Genomic DNA, 17,315 nt, shown 5'->3' on the forward strand with positions numbered 1-17,315 from the left:
CCGTGACATCAATCCCCGCCACGCCCTTGCTCGACAAGGTCAAGCTTCCTGCCGATCTTCGCGAGATCGAAGATCGCGATCTGACGCAGCTTGCCCGCGAATTGCGCGACGAGATGATTGATGCGGTGTCGCGGACCGGCGGCCATCTCGGCGCCGGCCTCGGCGTCGTGGAACTGACGATCGCCATCCACAAGGTGTTCAACACGCCGGACGATCGGCTGATCTTCGACGTCGGCCACCAGTGTTATCCGCACAAGATCCTGACCGGCCGGCGTGATCGCATCCGCACGCTGCGCCAGGAGGACGGGCTTTCCGGCTTCACCCGCCGAGCCGAGAGCGAATACGATCCGTTCGGCGCCGCGCACTCCTCCACCTCGATTTCGGCCGGCCTCGGCATGGCTGTCGCGGCTGACCTTTCCGGCTCGAAGCGCAATGTGATCGCGGTCATCGGCGACGGCGCGATGTCGGCCGGCATGGCCTATGAGGCGCTCAACAATGCCGGCGCGCTCGATGCCCGGCTGATCGTCATCCTCAACGACAACGACATGTCGATCGCCCCGCCGACCGGCGCGATGAGCGCTTATCTGGCGCGCCTCGCCTCCGGCCGCACCTATATGGGCTTTCGCGATCTCGGCAAGAAGCTGACCGCCTATCTCGGCAAGAATGTCGACCGGGCGATTACCCGCGCCGTCGAGCATGCGCGTGGCTACGTCACCGGCGGCACGATGTTCGAGGAAATGGGTTTCTACCATATCGGCCCGATCGACGGTCATTCCTTCGACCATCTCCTGCCGGTGCTGCGCAATGTGCGCGACAACGCCCGCGGCCCAGTGCTGATCCACGTGGTGACGCAGAAGGGCAAGGGGTATGCGCCGGCGGAAGCCGCCGCCGACAAATATCACGGCGTCAACAAGTTCGACGTCATCACCGGCGCGCAGGCGAAATCGAAGCCGAATGCGCCAAGCTATACGAGCGTCTTCGGCGAAGCGCTGGTGCAGGAAGCATCACTCGACGAGAAGATCGTTGGCGTCACAGCCGCGATGCCGAATGGCACGGGCATCGACAAGCTGGCGGACGTCTTCCCGGCCCGCACCTTCGATGTCGGCATTGCCGAACAGCATGCGGTGACGTTTGCGGCGGGCCTTGCGGCGGAGGGTTACAAGCCGTTCTGCGCGCTTTATTCGACCTTCCTGCAGCGCGGCTACGACCAGGTCGTCCACGACGTGGCGATCCAGGGACTGCCGGTCCGCTTCCCGATCGACCGCGCCGGTCTCGTCGGCGCCGACGGACCGACCCATGCGGGATCGTTCGATACGACCTTTCTCGCCACCCTGCCGGGCATGGTGGTGATGGCCGCCGCCGACGAGGCGGAACTGAAGCATATGGTGCGCACGGCCGCCGCCTATGACGAAGGCCCGATTTCCTTCCGTTATCCGCGCGGCGAAGGTGTCGGCGTCGAACTGCCGGAACGTGGTCAGATCCTCGAAATCGGCAAGGGCCGGGTCGTCAAGCAGGGCGCCAAGGTGGCGCTGCTCTCCTTCGGCACCCGCCTCAAAGAATGTCTGCTTGCAGCAGAAGACCTCGATGCCGCCGGTCTTTCAACGACGGTTGCGGATGCCCGCTTCGCCAAACCGCTGGACCAGGAGCTGATCCGCCAGCTCGCCCGCCATCATGAAGTGCTGATCACTATCGAGGAAGGTGCGGTCGGCGGCTTCGGCAGCCACGTGCTGCAGTTCCTCGCGACCGAAGGCCTGCTCGACAACGGCCTGAAGATCCGCTCGCTGGTGCTGCCGGATATCTGGATGCAGCAGGCGAGCCCGGATGCCATGTATGCCAAGGCCGGCCTCGACCGGGCCGGCATCGTCTCGACCGTATTCAAGACACTCGGCCAGACCCAGATCGGCATCGGTTTTGCCGGCTGAGCCTGACCGCCAGGGTCTTACGGACTAGAATCCGAGACGGCTCAAGGGGCCGATGATCTTGCGATAGAGCATCGGCGGCGTGAAATCCCGCAGGACATCACGCCGTCTTTCGGCGTAGTCCTTCTTGTCGGTGGAATTTGGCCGAGGCTTGAAGAGTGTCGAATGCGACTTGCGTGAATCGTCCCAGGTCGCCGTGTAATAATAGAGCGCGATCGAATCCCTCGACCTGCCTTCGGGATGGTTTACGACGCTGGGATTGCCGTGGAAGGAATCCGAAGTCGTCGAGAAGGTGACCATGCGGTTGAACAGCGGCGTGAAGCTGTGCACCTTGCCCTTCATCTCCTTGTCCCAGATCTCGAACGAGCCGCCCCACTCCTCCCGCCAGTCCTTGTTGAGATAGATCAGCGTGTTGAGCCGGCGCTCGACCTTCATCTTGGAATGCACGTTGAAGTCCGCGTGGATATCGAGATGCCCGCCGGTCGCAGTCTCGTGCACGCCGGCGCCGAAGAAGAACGGGTCGGGGATCAATCCTTCAATGCCGGTCATCTCCTCCAGGAACAGGATGAAGGGACGTGAATTCAGCGCGTAGAACAGGTTCTTGGTGTAGGTCGGAAGGCGCTCGGGAACATACGAGACCTTCTTGTTCTCCTGAGCCCTCGCAAAACTCGTCTCCTTTTCGGGGCGGTTCCTGAGGTCGGTCAGGACGTTTTCCAGAACCTGCTCGGGCAGGAAATTGTCGATGCAGATATGCGGATAGGGCGAAGCCGACTGGTAAGCTTCAGCATAATTTCTGGCCATCGCGCGTGCAGCATCAACATCTGCAAGAAGAGTATTCGCATCAATTGGATATACTAACTGCGTCATCACACCCCCCAACTTATACTTCGGTCAGAGTGTCATAATTTTTCGATGGCGCAAGCATGGCAAAAGCCCATACTTCGAAAGCGTTAGTTGTTAGAGGGATTCCAAACCGATCCGCTCGCTTTAATTCACGCTTTAAAATCAACCCGCTTCAGTGACAGCATCCCGCCGCGTGGCAACCTTTGTCAGGAGGGAGGCTCCGAAGCAGTATACGCCTACCTCGAATGAAGTAATACCGCCGGTTGAAGGCGCGGTCCTAGTTCCGCTCGCCCTCGATCATCATGTCGAACTGCACGACATTGGAATAGATCGGCGTGCCGACATCCATGGCGTAGCGTGAACGGAAGATCTTGCCGCTGACGCTGAAGCCGATGGTACGGCCGCTCCAGGAGGTGAGTTTCACATCGAAAATTTCGGGCGAGCTATGCCCCTTGGCGGTCAGCGTGCCGGTGATGCGGGCGCTGTCCGGCCCGGTCTGCTCCACCCGTTCCGAGCGGAACGAGATCGTCTCGAAATGACCGGAATCGAAGACGGCGCCGGAGCGCAGAAAGGCGTCGATGCGGTCCTGGCCGGTGCTGACGCTTTCGGGCTTCAGATCGAAGTTCACCACGGAATGGGCGAGATCGCCGGCCTTGAGGTTGAACGTGCCGGAAAACCTGCCGAACTTGCCCTTGATGCCACCGCCGCCGACCTGATCCACCGCAAACGCGATGCGGGAACCGGGCGTGATGGCATAACGGCCCGCCGCCTCGGCGAGGCTCGGAACCTTCACCGCCGAGAAGCCGGCCTGGGGAAGCGACATGGTGAGCAGCATCGCTGCGATGACGGTTGTCCTGCGGGTCATGGTCCCTGCTCCTCGATTGACGTTTTCACCGCGCGGTGCCGGTTGCCGAGCATGCGGGTGAGCGCGTCGTCGTGCCTGACGTAATGGTGGTAGAGGGCTGCGCCCGAGTGCAGAAGGACGAGTGCGAGCGTGGAATAGGCGAGAACCGCATGGATGGTCGTCCACAAGGCCTCGGCGGCATCCGACTTCGGCACCGGAAGATGCGGAATGACGACGAGGTTGAACGCGAAGGTGGGGATTTCGAGCGGCGATACGGAAGCGATCATCCAGCCGGCCACCGGCACCACCACCGCCAGGATCATGAGCAGGTAGTGCACCGCATCCGCCGAAAGACGTTCCAGAGCACTCAGGCCCTCCACGGGCGTCACCCGCATGACGGTCAGCGAATGAATGAGCCTCACGGCGGCCAGAAGCAGCGCAAGCATGCCGAAGGACTTGTGCCACTGGAAGAGCGAGAACTGCAGCGCGGGATCGATGGATTGCCGGGTCATGACGAAGCCGAGAACCAGCAGGCCGACAATCAACGTCGCGATCAGCCAGTGCAGAACGATCGCGATGGGATCATAACCATCGGCAGGGCGACGCGGCATGGGATGTTTCCGGAACTCTTCACCACAAGTGGAAACATCGTGCTTTTGGACCCTGCCGACAAGCGCCAGCACGATCACGTTTCTTTCAATATTATTGAATTCGGATTTGAGCCGCCGTTACTGGTCGGCGGCCGTCAGGAACAGGATATTCAGATCCTTTTCAGGATAGAAATCGTCGGCGGTCATCTCGAAGGTCGTCGGGCCGATCTTCTTCACGCCGCTGCCGCAGAAGCTGACATAGTCCTGCGCCCTGCCCTTGTCGATCGTCAGCTTGAACTTGCCGATCGAACCGCCCCAATTGGCGCCGGTGGTGAGGATGTACGACACCCATTGCTCCGTATAGTTCGGGCCGCTTTTGCCGGCGGCCGCTTCGAGCTTTGCGGCGGTCTTCATAAAGGCGGCGTCGATGCAGTAGCGGTCGGCGTATTCCTTGTAATTCGTCGCCGGCTTGCCCTGGTCGATGAAGGTCATGGCAACCGTGCCGCCGACGCTCGGCTTGTAGCGATGGCTGACGCGGACGGGTTTGCCGGCCGGGAATTTCGTCTTCCACCAATAGACCGAGCGCAGCGTCCAGGCCGGCGTCAGATCCTCCTGCCAGCCTTTGCCGGCGTCGTATCGGTTGATGAACACGAGGCCTTCCGCGATCCAGGCGGTCTTTACGTCTTCGGGCAGGGCCTTGAGTGCGGCGAGCGTCCTGTCGCTATAGGGCAGGAGCGGAATGTTGCGCGCCAGGAGTTCGTCGGTGCGGTCGATGCCGGCCGCCAGCACCCGCTGCTGCAGTTCCGGCTTGATCTGCCGGCTGTCCTGCACGACCGAGAAGCCGAGGAAGTTGTCGCTGTCGGTTTCGTCGAGCGCGATATTGCTGTCCATGCTGCCGGTGATATCCGGCATCGGGAAAGCGATGACGCTTTCGACATCCTTGTCGCTGGTGTTCTTGAAGACGTAGTCGACCAGCACTTCCTCACGGGAAATGTAGAGCTGCTCCTCCGCCATCGTGACATCGGAGGTCTGGACGTAGATCAGCCCGCCCGTCTTCAGCTCCGCCATGGAATCGTTGGCGATTGCCGGGGGCGCGAAGGCCAGCAATCCGCAGATCAGCATTCTCGACCGCATGTCAGTTCCTCTTCCCGTGATGGCGCGAGGATAGACGGGATCAGCGCAGCGGAAAAGGCGGGCTCTGCAACCTTGTCCGGGAGATCAGAACTCCGACCAATCTTCCTTGACCGCAGTTGCCGAGGCTGTCCTGCCACGGGCGGCCGTGACGCGCGGCGCGTTGACAGGCGAATTGCCCAACCGGGTATCGATAGCCTGTCGAGACGCCCGCCGTCCGTGGTCGCCGCTCGTGTTGGAAGAGTATCCGGCCAGCTTGAACTGCCCGATCAGATCGCGAAGCTTGACGCTTTCCGACGCAAGTTTCGTGCTTGCGGCATTCGATTCCTCAACCATGGCAGCATTGCGCTGTGTCACCTGATCCATCTGGTTGACGGCAGTATTGACCTCCGCAAGCCCGGTTGATTGCTCCGTCGCCGACAGGGCGATGGAATTCATATGCGTGTTGATGGTGACGATGTGGTTCTCGATCGCCTTCAGCGCCTCGCCGGTCCCGCCGACCAGTCTGACGCCGCTTTCCACCTCGCCCGCAGAATTCTGGATCAGGCCCTTGATTTCCTTGGCGGCCTTGGCGGAGCGCTGCGCAAGCTCCCGGACTTCCTGGGCAACCACGGCAAAGCCCTTGCCCGCCTCGCCGGCACGTGCCGCCTCGACGCCGGCATTCAGCGCCAGCAGGTTGGTCTGGAAGGCGATCTCGTCGATGACCCCGATGATGCTGGAGATCTGCCTGGACGATTCCTCGATGCGGCTCATCGCCTGTACCGCCTGAGACATCACTTCGCCAGACTTTCGGGCGCTGTCATTGGCCTGCCTTGCCGCCTGTTGCGCCTCTTCGGCCCGTTTGGTGGAATTGCCGACATTGGCGGTGATCTCGTCCAGCGCAGCCGCCGTCTCTTCCAGGGAAGCGGCCTGCTGTTCTGTGCGCCTGGAAAGATCGTTGGCGCTGGAGGCGATTTCCTGGGTGCCGTTGTCGATGGCGCCGGCCGCGTCGGCGACAGCGGAAAGGGTCTGCGAAAGCTGCAGGGCGGCCGTGTTAAAATCGCTGCAGAGAGACATGAAGTCTTCCGACACGGTTTCGGTGATCCGATAGCTGAGATCGCCGGAGGCCAGATGCTTCAATGCGCTGGCAAATGCGCTCGTGGCCTGCAGCAGCTGAGCCCGAGCCTCTTCCGCGGCCGCCTTGCCGAGCGCGACGCGCTGCCGCTCGTAGTCGCTGCGCTGCTCCTCGGCTTCGGCCGTCAATCGGCGATTTTCGATCGCCGCCCGGCGGAAAACTTCGACGGAGGCCGCCATGGCGCCGATCTCGTCGCCGCGTCCGGCAAAGGGAATGGTGTCGTTGCAATTGCCGGCCGCAAGCTCCTGCATGGACGAGGTGATCCTGCGCACCGGCCGCGCAATACCGGTCACCGAATAAAGGCCGGCGCCCAGGAGGATCAGGAAACAGGCGCCCGTGACCGAATAACTGATCTTCAGCGTCGCATCATAAAGCTTCTGGGTGCCTTCGTAGGCTGCGTCGGCCGCATCCTGGTTATATTTGAGCTGCGCCCCAAGGGCCGCTTTGACCATCTCGATCTGCGGAACCAGCTTGTCGTTGAGGACGCGGGCAGCCTCGCTCTTGCGCTCCGCACGGGACAGGGCCAGGAGGGTCTCGCCGATCTGAGCATAGGTCGCTATCGACTTGTCGACGTTTGCAAGCAGTTCCTTGCCCTTCGGATTGACAATCTTCGGCCTGATCGCTTCGATCACATCGTTCAGCTCTTTTCGCCGTTCGAGGTAAAATGCTTCCGCAGCGTTTCTGTCCTCCGGCGTTTGCGCGAGGATGTGGCGCGCATAGGCGAAATTCACTCGAAAATAGGCCTTGCCGATCTCCTCCGTGGCCAGCAGCTTGGGGAGGCGGTTGGTGGCGATTTCTGCCGTCTCCCTGTTCATGTTGAACACCGCGTTTGTCGATAGCCAGGCCGCGCCGGCGAACATCGCACCGATAACGACAAAAAGGGTGATCAGGACGATCTTGATGCTGGGACGGGACATGCGATGCCACTTTCCTCTGTTGGGAGAATCCAGACGACCGTCATGGCTTCCGGCTGGAAGGAGGCTCGCTGCTGAGCCATGCGCGAGTCACACGCAGAAATGCGCGCTATAAGAGCAAGGATGGACGCGCCGAATTTAAAATTGTCTAATTTAAAACATACCGATATTCACCATTCAGGATTGATAGATTTTTTCCACCATCAGCAGCGATTGTCTTTCGAGGATCACGTGGCAACAAAAAAAGGCCCCGGAACCGGGGCCTTGCTGCGTCGAGCGATGATTGATCAGCAATGTCAGAATTCCGACCACTCTTCCTTCACGGCCGCCGCGCTCGCCGCCTTGCCGGAAAAGGCGCGGGCGACGGTGGACCGCAGGGCGTTCGCCGGCGATGCCACCGGACGGGCTTCCGCCGGAGCCGCAACCGGGCGGGAGGCCCGCACCGCCGCGCCGCCGAAGTTGAACTGCTTCAGCAGGGCATCCAGCGCCTGAGCTTCCTGGGCGAGCTTGTGGCTCGCCGCGTTCTGCTCCTCGACCATGGCGGCATTCTGCTGCGTGCCCTGGTCCATGGCATTCACGGAGGTGTTGATCTCCTGGAGACCGGTCGACTGTTCGCGGGTGGAAATGACGATGGCGGAGAGGTGTTCGTTGATCTGCTGCACCTCGCCGACGATCGCTTCCAGCGCCTGGCCGGTCTCGCCGACCAGCGCCACGCCCGCATCCACCTGCTGGCTGGAGGTGGTGATCAGTGCCTTGATCTCCTTTGCCGCATTCGCCGAGCGCTGGGCGAGTTCGCGGACTTCCTGTGCCACGACCGCGAAACCCTTGCCCGCTTCGCCGGCACGCGCCGCCTCGACACCTGCATTGAGGGCAAGCAGGTTGGTCTGGAAGGCGATATCGTCGATGACGCTGATGATGTTGCCGATCTCGCCCGAGGACTTCGAGATCTGCTCCATGGCGGAGACCGCCCGGCGGACCACTTCGCCGGACTTTTCGGCGCCGATGCGGGTGCGCTCGACACGCTGGCCGACATCCTCGGCGCGGCGTGCCGATTCCTTCACCGTCGTCGTCACCTCTTCGAGTGCGGCGGCGGTTTCTTCGACGGCTGCTGCCTGCTGTTCGGTGCGGCGGCCGAGATCGTCGGCCGCGGCGCGGATCTCGCCGGCACCGGAGCTGATCGCCGACGCGTTCTCACCGACCGCCTGGAGCGCGGACTGCAGCCGGCCGAGCGCCTGGTTGAAGTCGGTGCGCAACCGGTCCAGATTGCCGGAGAAGGGCTTTTCGAGACGGTAGGCGACATCGCCATCGGCAAGGCTTGCAAGGCCGGTCGCCAGCGCATCGATTGCGAACTCGATATCGGCGGCCTCACGGGCCTTCTGGGCGTCGTTGCTCCGGCGTTCGCGCTCGCTGGTTTCACGCAAGGCATCCGCATCGCGAGCGAGAACCTGCTTTTCGATCGCCGCATCCTTGAAGACCGTGACGGCCTGGGCCATCCGGCCAACTTCGTCGCCGCGTTCGAGAGCCGGAACCTCGATGTCATGATTGCCGCCGGCAAGGCTGGTCATGGCTTCCGTCATACCGACGATCGGCTTGACGATGGCGCGCGACAGGGCGAGCACGAGGGCGACCGCGATCAGGCCGGCAATGCCGCCGCCGATCAGAAGCGTCAGCAGCAGATCGTTGTGGGCGCTGGTCTGTGCACTGACCATGGCGGTCGACAGATCGAAAGCCTGCTTCTTGATCTTGGCGGCAGCCTCGCGGAATACGTCGAGCTGGCCCTTCGACTGGTTGCGGCCGATCTCGATGACTTCCTCGATCGGCTTGCTGGTGTTCTTGCGCGCATCGAGCTGCGGGACCGTGAGCTGGGTGTGGAACACGTCGGCTGCGGCCCGCATCGCGTCGAGCGAAGCGACCATATCCGGCATGCCGGCCGCCGCCTTCTTGGCGGTGTCGATCGCAACGATCATCTTTTCGCGGTTGTTGAAGACGTCGCCATAGGTGCTGTCGCTCTTGAAGAGCAGGAAGCCGCGCTGGTTGACGGCCTGTTCCAGCATGGCTTCGAGCGCCGCGTCCACATTCATCATGATCGTCTGGGAAACGACCTGCTGAGCGGAGGAGCGGCTCGATTTCAAAGCCTGCCAATAGACGCCGGCCGAGGCCAGCAGGCACACCGACATCAACGCCGCGAAGGTGACGATCAGCTTCTTGTTCAGGGATAGGTTTTTAAGCGACATGAGGGGCTTCCGCTTTCGGATGAAATAAAACTGCATGCTCCTCCGGCAGCGAGAGAATCCCAACATGATTAAAATTTGATTGAACGCAGCCAAGAGTTTTCATCGGACAAGGCCCTTGCAAGCCACGCGATAGGCAGGCATTGACTGCAGCCATGTCCACAACTCCTGAAAACCAACGCCTCGACCAGCTTCTCGTCTCGCTCAATCTCGTCGCGAGCCGGGCCCGTGCGCGCGACGCGATCTCCCGCGGCACCGTCACCGTCAACGGCCGCGTCGTCACCAAACCGAGCCTCACCTTCCCCCTCGACGCGGTTCTCACCATCGACGACCCGGCACAGGACTACGTCTCCCGCGCGGCACTCAAGCTCGTCGCGGCGCTCGATCACTTCAAGCTCGATCCGGCCGGCCATGACTGTCTCGACATCGGCGCCTCGACCGGCGGCTTTACCGAAGTGCTGATCATGCGCGGCGCAGAGCATGTGACCTCGATCGACGTCGGCCATGGGCAGATGCACCCGCGGCTGATCGCCGATCCGCGGGTCACCAATATCGAAGGCCTCAACGCCCGGTATCTGACTGCGGATGACTACGACGACCGCGAAATCACCTTTATCGTCTCGGACGTTTCCTTCATTTCGCTGAAGCTGGCGCTGGCACCGGCGCTCGAGCTTGCCGAACCCGGGGCGACCTGCGTGCTGCTGGTCAAGCCGCAGTTCGAGGCAGGACGCGAGGCGATCAGCAAGGCGGGGCTTCTGAAAGAACCCGAAACGGCGCCTCAGGTCGCGGCCGAGCTTGAACGCTGGCTCGTCGAGGAAATGGGCTGGGCGAGCCTCGGGCTCATCCCCTCCCCGATCGCCGGCGGCGACGGCAACCAGGAATACCTGCTCGCAGGCCGCAAGCCCGGTGAACCCTCATGAGCACGGTCACGGTGACGATCGCCAGGCTTGGCGCCCAGGGGCACGGCATTGCCAACGGCGAAGACGGCCCGGTCTACGTGCCCTATGCGCTGCCCGGCGAAACGCTGGCGATCGCCCGCAATGGCGATCACGGCACGGTCATGTCGACCTCCAATCCGTCGCCGGACCGGGTCACGCCGCCCTGCCGCCATTTCGGACCCGATAGCGACGCCTGCGGCGGCTGTTCGCTGCAGCATCTGGCGGATGTCCCCTACCACGCCTTCAAGCGCAACCTCGTCGTCGAAGCGCTGAGATCCAAGGGCCTGACGCCCGAGGTCGGAGAACTGGTCATCGCCCGTCCCGGCGAGCGGCGGCGAGTGGTATTTTCGGCGCGCAGGACCGAGAAGGAATTCCTGCTCGGCTTCAACCGCGCCGAGACAAACCATATCGTCTCGATCGTCGAATGTCCGATCGCCTCGCCGGGCATCGTTGCCCGGCTCGAGGCGATCCGCGCGGTGGGCAAGGCACTGGCGACCAGCTCGGAGACGTTCCGGATCGCGGTTCTCGAAACCCTTGCCGGCCTCGACCTTGCTGCGGAAGGGCTGAAGCCGCTGGACGACAAGCAGCGGCGCACGGTGACCGAGACGGTGCTCGCGTTGAAAAGCATCGCGCGGGTTTCCGTCAACGGCGAGATCGTCATCGAATTGCAGAAGCCGCTCGTGGATTTCGGGGGCGTCAAGGTCTCGCCGCCACCCGGCGCCTTCACCCAGGCGACGAAACCGGCGGAAGACGCAATGGCCGAACTGGTGCTTTCGCATGTGGGCAAGGCCAAGCGGGTGATCGACCTGTTTGCCGGCTCCGGCACGTTTTCGCTGCGGCTCGCCCGCTTGGCCAAGGTGCATGCGGTGGAAGGCGAGGAGAAGTCCGTCAAGGCGCTCGATCTTGCGGCGCGCAACACCCAGGGGCTGAAGCCGGTGTCGGTGGAGAAGCGCGACCTCTTCCGCCGGCCAATGATGGTGTCGGAACTGAAAAACTATGACGCCGTCGTCTTCGATCCGCCGCGCGCCGGTGCAGAGGTCCAGATGAAGGACCTCGCCCGTTCGAGCGTGAAGACGATCGTGGCGGTGAGCTGCAACCCTCTGACGTTTGCGCGCGACCTCAGAATTCTCGTCGACGGGGGATACCAGATCAAGGCCGTCACGCCGATCGACCAATTCCTCTGGTCGCCGCATGTGGAGGCGGTGGCGCTGCTGCAGAAATAAAGGCTTCCGCACGCCCGCAACAATTGCCGGCTTGTATTACCGATCTAGGTCGAGCCTTCCATTGCCGGGTACGCCCGAGCAGCGGCAGCGGCCGCCAACGCGGCCCGGTTCGGCGTTGCAGACGAAGGGGCGGCGGCGATCCATGCTCGGGGGCGGAGAGATGACGCAGACATAGCGCTGCGGGCGAGGGCGATCTCTATCGCGGTCACGGTCCCGGTCTCTGTCCCTGTCACGATCACGATCGTCATCGCGGCGAATGATGACGCCGTTCGGGCCGATGGTGACGGAAGGGCTCTGGGCGAGTTGTACCGGCTGGCTCTGCGAGGGAGACGTCAGCGTCTCGGCCTGCGCCGGCACTATTCCCAGAAGCAGTACCAGCAAGCCCGATGAAATACGATGCGCCATCTTTTCCTCCCGATTGATGGGGGCAATCTAGCGCTGACGTTGCGTCAAAAGAAGACGGGAACAAAAATTTCCCATGCAACACCCTTAACGCCGCATAAAGGCCTCGAAGGCGGCGCGCGCCTCGGCACTTTTGAGCTGCGCGGAGAAATGCATCAGCTCCTCGTCGATGCGGGCAAGCACCGCTTCGCGCGGGCCGCGCACCAGATCGCGGGCGATCTTCAGGGCCTGCGGCGGTTTCTTCGCGAGGTTTACGGCAAGAGCCAGCGTTTCGGCTTCGACCGCGTTCGGCTCGACGATCTTCCAGATCAGTCCCGCATCGAGCGCAGCCTCGGCCGAGAAACCCTCACCCGCCACCAGCATGGCAAAGGCGCGCTGGTGGCCGATGGCCTTCGGCGCCAGCAGGCTGGAAGCGGCTTCCGGCACCAGCGCCAGATCGACGAAGGGCGTCTTGAACAGGCTGCGGGCAGAAGCGACCGTCAGGTCGCAATGCATGTTCAAGGTGGTGCCGATGCCGATCGCCAGGCCGTCCACGCCCGACACCAGCGGTTTTTCGGCAAGCGCCAGCGCCTTGATGAACACGGCAGCGGCAGGCGCATCCTTCGATCCGGACATGGCATAGGTGAGGAAATCGCCCATGTCGTTGCCGGCGCAGAAGCAGCCTTCGGTGCCGAGGAAGGCGACGGCGTGCACGGCATCGTCCCTGTTCGCCTCTTCGAGCGCTTCGGTCATGCGGTTGTACATGGCCGAGGTGATGGCGTTCTTCTTTTCCGGCCGGTTGAAGCGGATCACCATGACGCCCGGCTGGGCTTCCGGACGCTCGACGAGGATGTGGTTGTCGCTCACGGCTATCTCCTTCAGGCCAGGATCGCGCGGGCAGCTTCAAGGCTCGCGGCGCCCGAAATGACGCGGTCCTTCAGGGCCGAGGTTTCGGCGAGCAGGTTCTCGGCCATGAAGCGGCAGAGCGCGACACGCTTTTCCGGACCGCCGTTATCGGCAGCGACGAGCGCACCCTTGGCGAGATAGCAGCCGGTCAGCACCAGGCCAAACAGGCGCTGGTAAGGGGTCGCGCCAGCGAGTGCATCGGCGGTCTTGCCCGCTGCCTGAGTGTCGAGAAGCCAGCCGGTGGCAGTTTCGAGCGCGGCGATGGCGGCGCGCAGGCGGTCGCCCGTCTCGCCGAATGCCGTATTGTTGGAGGCTGTGACCTTGTCGGCGATCTCCTTCAGTTCGCCGATGAAACCGCGCACCTGGTCGCCGGAGGAAAGCGGCAGTTTTCGCGTCACGAGGTCGATCGCCTGAATGCCGTTGGTGCCCTCGTAGATCGGCGCGATGCGGGCGTCGCGCAGGTAGCGGGCAGCCCCCGTCTCCTCGATGAAGCCCATGCCGCCATGCACCTGGATGCCGAGCGACGCGACATCGACGCCGGCGTCGGTCGCGAAGGATTTTGCGATCGGTGTCAGAAGCGCTGCGCGTTCGATCCAGTGGCGGGCCTCGTCGCCTTCGGTATGGTGAGACATGTCGATCGCGTGGGCACAGGCATAGCAGATGGCGCGCGCGCCTTGTGTCAGGGCCTTCATGGTGATCAGCGTGCGGGCGATATCCGGATGGTCGATGATCGGGCTCATGCCCGAACCCGACCAGCCGGGCGCCTTGCCCTGGGTGCGCTCCTGCGCATAGGCAACCGCCTTCTGCGTCGCGGCTTCGGCTATCGCCACGCCCTGCATGCCGACCGCGAGGCGGGCATTGTTCATCATCGTGAACATGCAGGCGAGGCCCTTATTCTCCTCGCCGATCAGCCAACCGACCGCGCCCTTGTCTTCTTCGTTTCCGGGCGAGTATTTGCCGTCGCCATAGATCATCGTGCAGGTCGGCGAGCCGTGGATGCCGAGCTTGTGTTCGATCGAATGGCAGAAGACGTCGTTGCGCGCTTCCAGCGATCCATCCTCGCCCACGAGAAATTTCGGGACCAGGAACAGCGAAATGCCGCGGGTGCCGGCCGGCGCATCGGGAAGCCGCGCCAGCACCAGATGGATGATGTTGTCGGCGGCGTCGTGCTCGCCCCAAGTGATGAAGATCTTCTGGCCGAAAATGCGGTAGCTGCCGTCGTCGCTGCGCTCGGCGCGGGTCTTCAGCACGCCGAGATCGGAACCGGCATGCGGCTCTGTCAGGTTCATGGTGCCGGTCCATTCGCCGGAGACCATTTTGGCGAGGTATTTTTCCTTCAGCGCATCGCTGCCGTGGGCGACCAGCGCCTCGATCGCGCCCATGGTGAGCGTCGGGGCAAGCGCGAACGCCATGGAGGCGGAATTCCACATTTCCAACGCTGCGACGTTGAGCATATGCGGCAGGTTCTGGCCACCATAGGCTTCCGGCGCGGTCAGCCCGTTCCAGCCGCCTTCCCGCCAGTGCCGGTAGAGTTCCGGCCAGCCGTCCGGCGTTTTCACCTTGCCGTCGGTCAGGCGGGCGCCCTGCCTGTCGCCGATCTCACCGAGCGGGGCCATTTCGTTGCCGGCAAACCGTCCCGCCTCTTCCAGGATCGCCTCGACCAGATCGGCGCTCAGATCACCGAACCTGCCGATCTCCAGGGCGTCCGAAAGGCCCGCCACGTGGTTCAGGGTGAAGGCGATCTCCTCGACCGGTGCCTTGTACATGATGCTCCTCCTCGTGGGCGCAGCTGCGCCGGCATTAATGTAACCGATTCTGCTCCGTCGGCATTCCTCATATGCTTTTTACGTAAACGTAAATGAACTTGTCAACGTTCGTCGACCGGGAGCGGCGACAGCCTGGGATTGCTTGCGGCATTCATCTTCGGCGGCATATGGATTTCCGGTCGAGGTTGAGCGGACAGGCGGCGCTGGCCGAATGACAAGTCCAAGCTACTTCTTATGCTTTAGAGAATCTTGTTGAACCAGCGTTACACAAGAGGTCTATGGAGTGTTGCCTATGCTTCAAGATTCCTCGCCCATGTCCCTCATGAATCCCGCTGTCCCAGGCCTCGTCTGGGCCTATCGCTTCCATCCTGGATCGGCGCCCTGCACCCGATTGCCACTGGATGCGGCGCGCAGCGATCTCGAGGTTGAAGACGGCTTCCTGTGGCTGCATCTCAATCTCGCCGACAACCGCGTCAACGCGTTCCTGGAAAACTTTCCGGGCCTGACGCCACCGGCCATCACGGCGCTCACCACCCACGACACACACGCCGCCGTGACGCTCGACGAGCAGCTCGTCTATGGCACGCTGGTCGATTTCCAGCGGGAGTTCGACAGCGAGACGCGCGATATCGGCTGGCTGCATTTCTTCGTCTCGGACAGGGTGATCATCACCACCCGCCTGCAGCCGTTGCGCTCGATCGACCGGGTGCGGACGGCGATCGAAAAGAACGCCTCGCGCTACAAAAGACCGATCGACGTGTTCGAGACGCTGGTCGCCGAATTCCAGCGTACGCTGATCGCGCTGGTGATGGAACTGACCGAGGAAATGAACATCATCGAGGATTTCGTCTACGACAACACGCCGCGCGACGAGAGGCGCAGGCTCGCGCCGATCAGACGGACGGTGGTCAGGCTGCACCGGCACCTGAGGACCGTGCTGACGCTGCTCAGGCGCGCGGCGGCGATCGATGACGACGAGATGCCACCCGGTTTCGACGATGCCGCCTCGCGGCTGATCGGCCGGCTGGAGGCGGCCGATCACGACGTCTATGCACTGCAGGAACGCGCCCGGCTGCTGCACGAGGAAATCGACTCCAAGCTCTCCTCCGAGACCAACAGGCACCTCTACATCCTGTCCTTGATGACCGCCTTCCTGCTGCCGCCGACTTTAGTCACCGGCTTTTTTGGGATGAACACCTCATCGCTGCCTTTCGAGGGAAGCGGCAGCGGCACCGCCTATGCCTTCGGCCTGATCGTCATCTCGGTCCTTGCCGCCTGGTGGCTGCTGAAACGCACGGGCATTCTCTAACCGCCGGACACGCGAAAACCCGCCCGGTTTTGATGCCGGACGGGTTGAATGTTGGAAAATGCCTGCCAGGCGCTCTTAGAAGTAGGGCGAATAGCAGGTCTGGCGCGGGCCGTAGTTCGGCTGGAACGAGTTCGAATAGGCGTCGTAGGAGCGGTAACGCTGCGAGCACCATTCGTAGTGGCGCGGATTGATATCATCCCCACCGCCATAGGCCGGAGCCGGCTCGACGTAACGCGGCTGGGCGGCGATGGCACCGCCGATCAGAGCACCGGCACCGAATGCCGCCAGCGGGAACCAGTAGCCGTTATGGCGGCGATAGCCCGGACGGTAGTCACGATAACCGCGATGGCCGCCATACCAGCCGCCGCCATGGCGACGATATTGCACGAGGGTCACGTCGGCATTGGCGTTCGTTTCGATCCCGGCTGCCGGAGCGGCCGGCAGCGGCATGGCCTGAGCCGGCATCAGCGAGCCGGCGAGAACGGCAGCGGAGATGCCCGCGACCGCAAGCTTCTTGAAAAGCGTCATGTTAAGCCCCCAAATCCCTTGGCTATGTTTCAACTTTTGCCGGCAGATTATCCTGGATATCCGGCCGAATTCAATTTCGCTGCGACCTTAGGAAATTCATCCTGAATGCGTGATTAACATCGCTTTCGGCCAAGCAAACCCGGTCGCGGGATTTGCCGCAACCGGGTTGGTGTCGAGACGGAATACTTGCTTACCTGTAAGGCGAAACACAGGACCGGCGGATACCGGCGCTCGCGACATACGTGTTGTCGGAGGGGCGGTAGGTTCGGTAGCGGCTTTCGCACCAGGCGACGTGGCGGCTGCCATAGCCTCGATCCGCCTGGATAGCGCCGCCGATAATGGCGCCGGCACCGAATGCCGCCAGCGGGAACCAGAAGCCGTTGTAATAGCGATAGCCGGGGCGGCGGTCACGGTAACCGCGATGACCGCGGTACCAGCCGGAACGGTCACGCCGGAAGTCGCGACGGTACTGGACATTGGTGATATCACCGGCGGCCGAAATGCCGGACGGAGGAGCCGGCATCTGAATGGCCTGCGCAGGCACAAGGCCTGCAAATGTGGTCACGACAGCGACTGCCGCCGCGGTCAGACGTAGACGAAAAGCGTTCATGCGGTGAGCTTCCTCATTCTGATTTTTAATCAGAAAACAACGCCACACGCAGGATTCTGTTCCTGGAA

The 17,315-nt window shown here is 62.6% G+C and carries 16 protein-coding genes; 4 read left to right on the forward strand and 12 right to left on the reverse strand.

Translation table 11 applies throughout. From position 1 onward, the window contains the following. Positions 1–2: 2 nt before the first annotated feature. Positions 3–1,922: a 1-deoxy-D-xylulose-5-phosphate synthase gene (dxs, locus tag PMI07_RS00515; RefSeq protein WP_007757509.1), complete on the forward strand. Its 1,920-nt coding sequence runs from the start codon at positions 3–5 to the stop codon at positions 1,920–1,922. Between the two features lie 24 nt (positions 1,923–1,946). On the opposite strand, the gene PMI07_RS00520 is transcribed toward dxs, so the two are convergent. From PMI07_RS00520 to PMI07_RS34675, 7 genes are all read right to left on the reverse strand, one after another. Next, entirely contained in the window at positions 1,947–2,720 is a 774-nt protein-coding gene (locus tag PMI07_RS00520; protein WP_197032453.1) for a 2OG-Fe(II) oxygenase, read from the reverse strand. A 319-nt stretch (positions 2,721–3,039) separates the two neighbouring features. Beyond that, positions 3,040–3,627 carry a YceI family protein gene (locus PMI07_RS00525; RefSeq protein WP_024163435.1) on the reverse strand — a complete coding sequence of 196 codons (588 nt, stop codon included), beginning with the start codon at positions 3,625–3,627 and terminating at the stop codon, positions 3,040–3,042. Further along, positions 3,624–4,217: a cytochrome b gene (locus tag PMI07_RS00530; protein WP_007764269.1), complete on the reverse strand. Its 594-nt coding sequence runs from the start codon at positions 4,215–4,217 to the stop codon at positions 3,624–3,626. The genes PMI07_RS00525 and PMI07_RS00530 overlap by 4 nt, the downstream gene beginning before the upstream one ends. 117 nt (positions 4,218–4,334) lie before the next feature. Then, positions 4,335–5,330, reverse strand: a complete 996-nt coding sequence (locus PMI07_RS00535) for a DUF4424 domain-containing protein (RefSeq protein WP_024163436.1) — start codon at positions 5,328–5,330, stop codon at positions 4,335–4,337. Positions 5,331–5,414: 84 nt separating this feature from the next. Next, the gene (locus PMI07_RS00540; protein WP_007770531.1) at positions 5,415–7,358 is read right to left on the reverse strand and encodes a HAMP domain-containing methyl-accepting chemotaxis protein; all 1,944 of its coding nucleotides are present in this window, start codon (positions 7,356–7,358) and stop codon (positions 5,415–5,417) included. A 293-nt stretch (positions 7,359–7,651) separates the two neighbouring features. Further along, positions 7,652–9,589 carry a methyl-accepting chemotaxis protein gene (locus PMI07_RS00545; protein WP_037084939.1) on the reverse strand — a complete coding sequence of 646 codons (1,938 nt, stop codon included), beginning with the start codon at positions 9,587–9,589 and terminating at the stop codon, positions 7,652–7,654. After that, on the reverse strand, positions 9,579–9,743 hold the full coding sequence (locus tag PMI07_RS34675) for a hypothetical protein (RefSeq protein ID WP_155956347.1): 165 nt from the start codon (positions 9,741–9,743) through the stop codon (positions 9,579–9,581). Before PMI07_RS34675 ends, PMI07_RS00545 begins: the two co-directional genes overlap by 11 nt. Here PMI07_RS34675 and PMI07_RS00550 point away from each other — a divergent pair. After that, positions 9,742–10,506, forward strand: coding sequence for a TlyA family RNA methyltransferase (locus tag PMI07_RS00550; protein WP_007769436.1), 765 nt, complete (start codon positions 9,742–9,744; stop codon positions 10,504–10,506). The genes PMI07_RS34675 and PMI07_RS00550 overlap by 2 nt on opposite strands. After that, entirely contained in the window at positions 10,503–11,747 is a 1,245-nt protein-coding gene (locus tag PMI07_RS00555; protein ID WP_024163438.1) for a class I SAM-dependent RNA methyltransferase, read from the forward strand. The genes PMI07_RS00550 and PMI07_RS00555 overlap by 4 nt, the downstream gene beginning before the upstream one ends. 36 nt (positions 11,748–11,783) lie before the next feature. Here the strand turns inward: PMI07_RS00555 and PMI07_RS00560 are convergent, their stop codons facing one another. The 3 genes from PMI07_RS00560 to PMI07_RS00570 form a co-directional block, all read right to left on the reverse strand. Then, on the reverse strand, positions 11,784–12,152 hold the full coding sequence (locus PMI07_RS00560) for a hypothetical protein (protein ID WP_007762920.1): 369 nt from the start codon (positions 12,150–12,152) through the stop codon (positions 11,784–11,786). Positions 12,153–12,236: 84 nt separating this feature from the next. Further along, on the reverse strand, positions 12,237–12,995 hold the full coding sequence (locus PMI07_RS00565) for a crotonase/enoyl-CoA hydratase family protein (protein WP_007762930.1): 759 nt from the start codon (positions 12,993–12,995) through the stop codon (positions 12,237–12,239). Positions 12,996–13,006: 11 nt separating this feature from the next. Beyond that, positions 13,007–14,800 carry an acyl-CoA dehydrogenase gene (locus tag PMI07_RS00570; RefSeq protein ID WP_024163439.1) on the reverse strand — a complete coding sequence of 598 codons (1,794 nt, stop codon included), beginning with the start codon at positions 14,798–14,800 and terminating at the stop codon, positions 13,007–13,009. A gap of 313 nt (positions 14,801–15,113) precedes the next feature. On the opposite strand from PMI07_RS00570, the gene PMI07_RS00575 reads away from it, so the two are divergent. Continuing rightward, entirely contained in the window at positions 15,114–16,109 is a 996-nt protein-coding gene (locus PMI07_RS00575) for a transporter (RefSeq protein ID WP_037084944.1), read from the forward strand. A 75-nt stretch (positions 16,110–16,184) separates the two neighbouring features. Here the strand turns inward: PMI07_RS00575 and PMI07_RS00580 are convergent, their stop codons facing one another. Then, entirely contained in the window at positions 16,185–16,637 is a 453-nt protein-coding gene (locus tag PMI07_RS00580) for a BA14K family protein (protein ID WP_024163440.1), read from the reverse strand. A 190-nt stretch (positions 16,638–16,827) separates the two neighbouring features. After that, entirely contained in the window at positions 16,828–17,247 is a 420-nt protein-coding gene (locus PMI07_RS00585; RefSeq protein WP_024163441.1) for a BA14K family protein, read from the reverse strand. Positions 17,248–17,315: the final 68 nt, after the last annotated feature.

Source organism: Rhizobium sp. CF080, from assembly GCF_000282095.2.
Lineage (GTDB): Bacteria > Pseudomonadota > Alphaproteobacteria > Rhizobiales > Rhizobiaceae > Neorhizobium.

Excerpts from the sequence above, each read along its gene's own strand:
- PMI07_RS00575 (WP_037084944.1), top strand. The coding sequence starts at position 15,114 with ATGTCCCTCATGAATCCCGCTGTCCCAGGCCTCGTCTGGGCCTATCGC.
- PMI07_RS00545 (WP_037084939.1), bottom strand. The coding sequence starts at position 9,589 with ATGTCGCTTAAAAACCTATCCCTGAACAAGAAGCTGATCGTCACCTTC.
- PMI07_RS00570 (WP_024163439.1), bottom strand. The coding sequence starts at position 14,800 with ATGTACAAGGCACCGGTCGAGGAGATCGCCTTCACCCTGAACCACGTG.
- PMI07_RS00535 (WP_024163436.1), bottom strand. The coding sequence starts at position 5,330 with ATGCGGTCGAGAATGCTGATCTGCGGATTGCTGGCCTTCGCGCCCCCG.
- PMI07_RS00560 (WP_007762920.1), bottom strand. The coding sequence starts at position 12,152 with ATGGCGCATCGTATTTCATCGGGCTTGCTGGTACTGCTTCTGGGAATA.
- PMI07_RS00580 (WP_024163440.1), bottom strand. The coding sequence starts at position 16,637 with ATGACGCTTTTCAAGAAGCTTGCGGTCGCGGGCATCTCCGCTGCCGTT.
- PMI07_RS00540 (WP_007770531.1), bottom strand. The coding sequence starts at position 7,358 with ATGTCCCGTCCCAGCATCAAGATCGTCCTGATCACCCTTTTTGTCGTT.
- PMI07_RS00585 (WP_024163441.1), bottom strand. The coding sequence starts at position 17,247 with ATGAACGCTTTTCGTCTACGTCTGACCGCGGCGGCAGTCGCTGTCGTG.
- PMI07_RS34675 (WP_155956347.1), bottom strand. The coding sequence starts at position 9,743 with ATGGCTGCAGTCAATGCCTGCCTATCGCGTGGCTTGCAAGGGCCTTGT.
- PMI07_RS00525 (WP_024163435.1), bottom strand. The coding sequence starts at position 3,627 with ATGACCCGCAGGACAACCGTCATCGCAGCGATGCTGCTCACCATGTCG.
- PMI07_RS00530 (WP_007764269.1), bottom strand. The coding sequence starts at position 4,217 with ATGCCGCGTCGCCCTGCCGATGGTTATGATCCCATCGCGATCGTTCTG.
- PMI07_RS00520 (WP_197032453.1), bottom strand. The coding sequence starts at position 2,720 with ATGGCCAGAAATTATGCTGAAGCTTACCAGTCGGCTTCGCCCTATCCG.
- PMI07_RS00555 (WP_024163438.1), top strand. The coding sequence starts at position 10,503 with ATGAGCACGGTCACGGTGACGATCGCCAGGCTTGGCGCCCAGGGGCAC.
- PMI07_RS00550 (WP_007769436.1), top strand. The coding sequence starts at position 9,742 with ATGTCCACAACTCCTGAAAACCAACGCCTCGACCAGCTTCTCGTCTCG.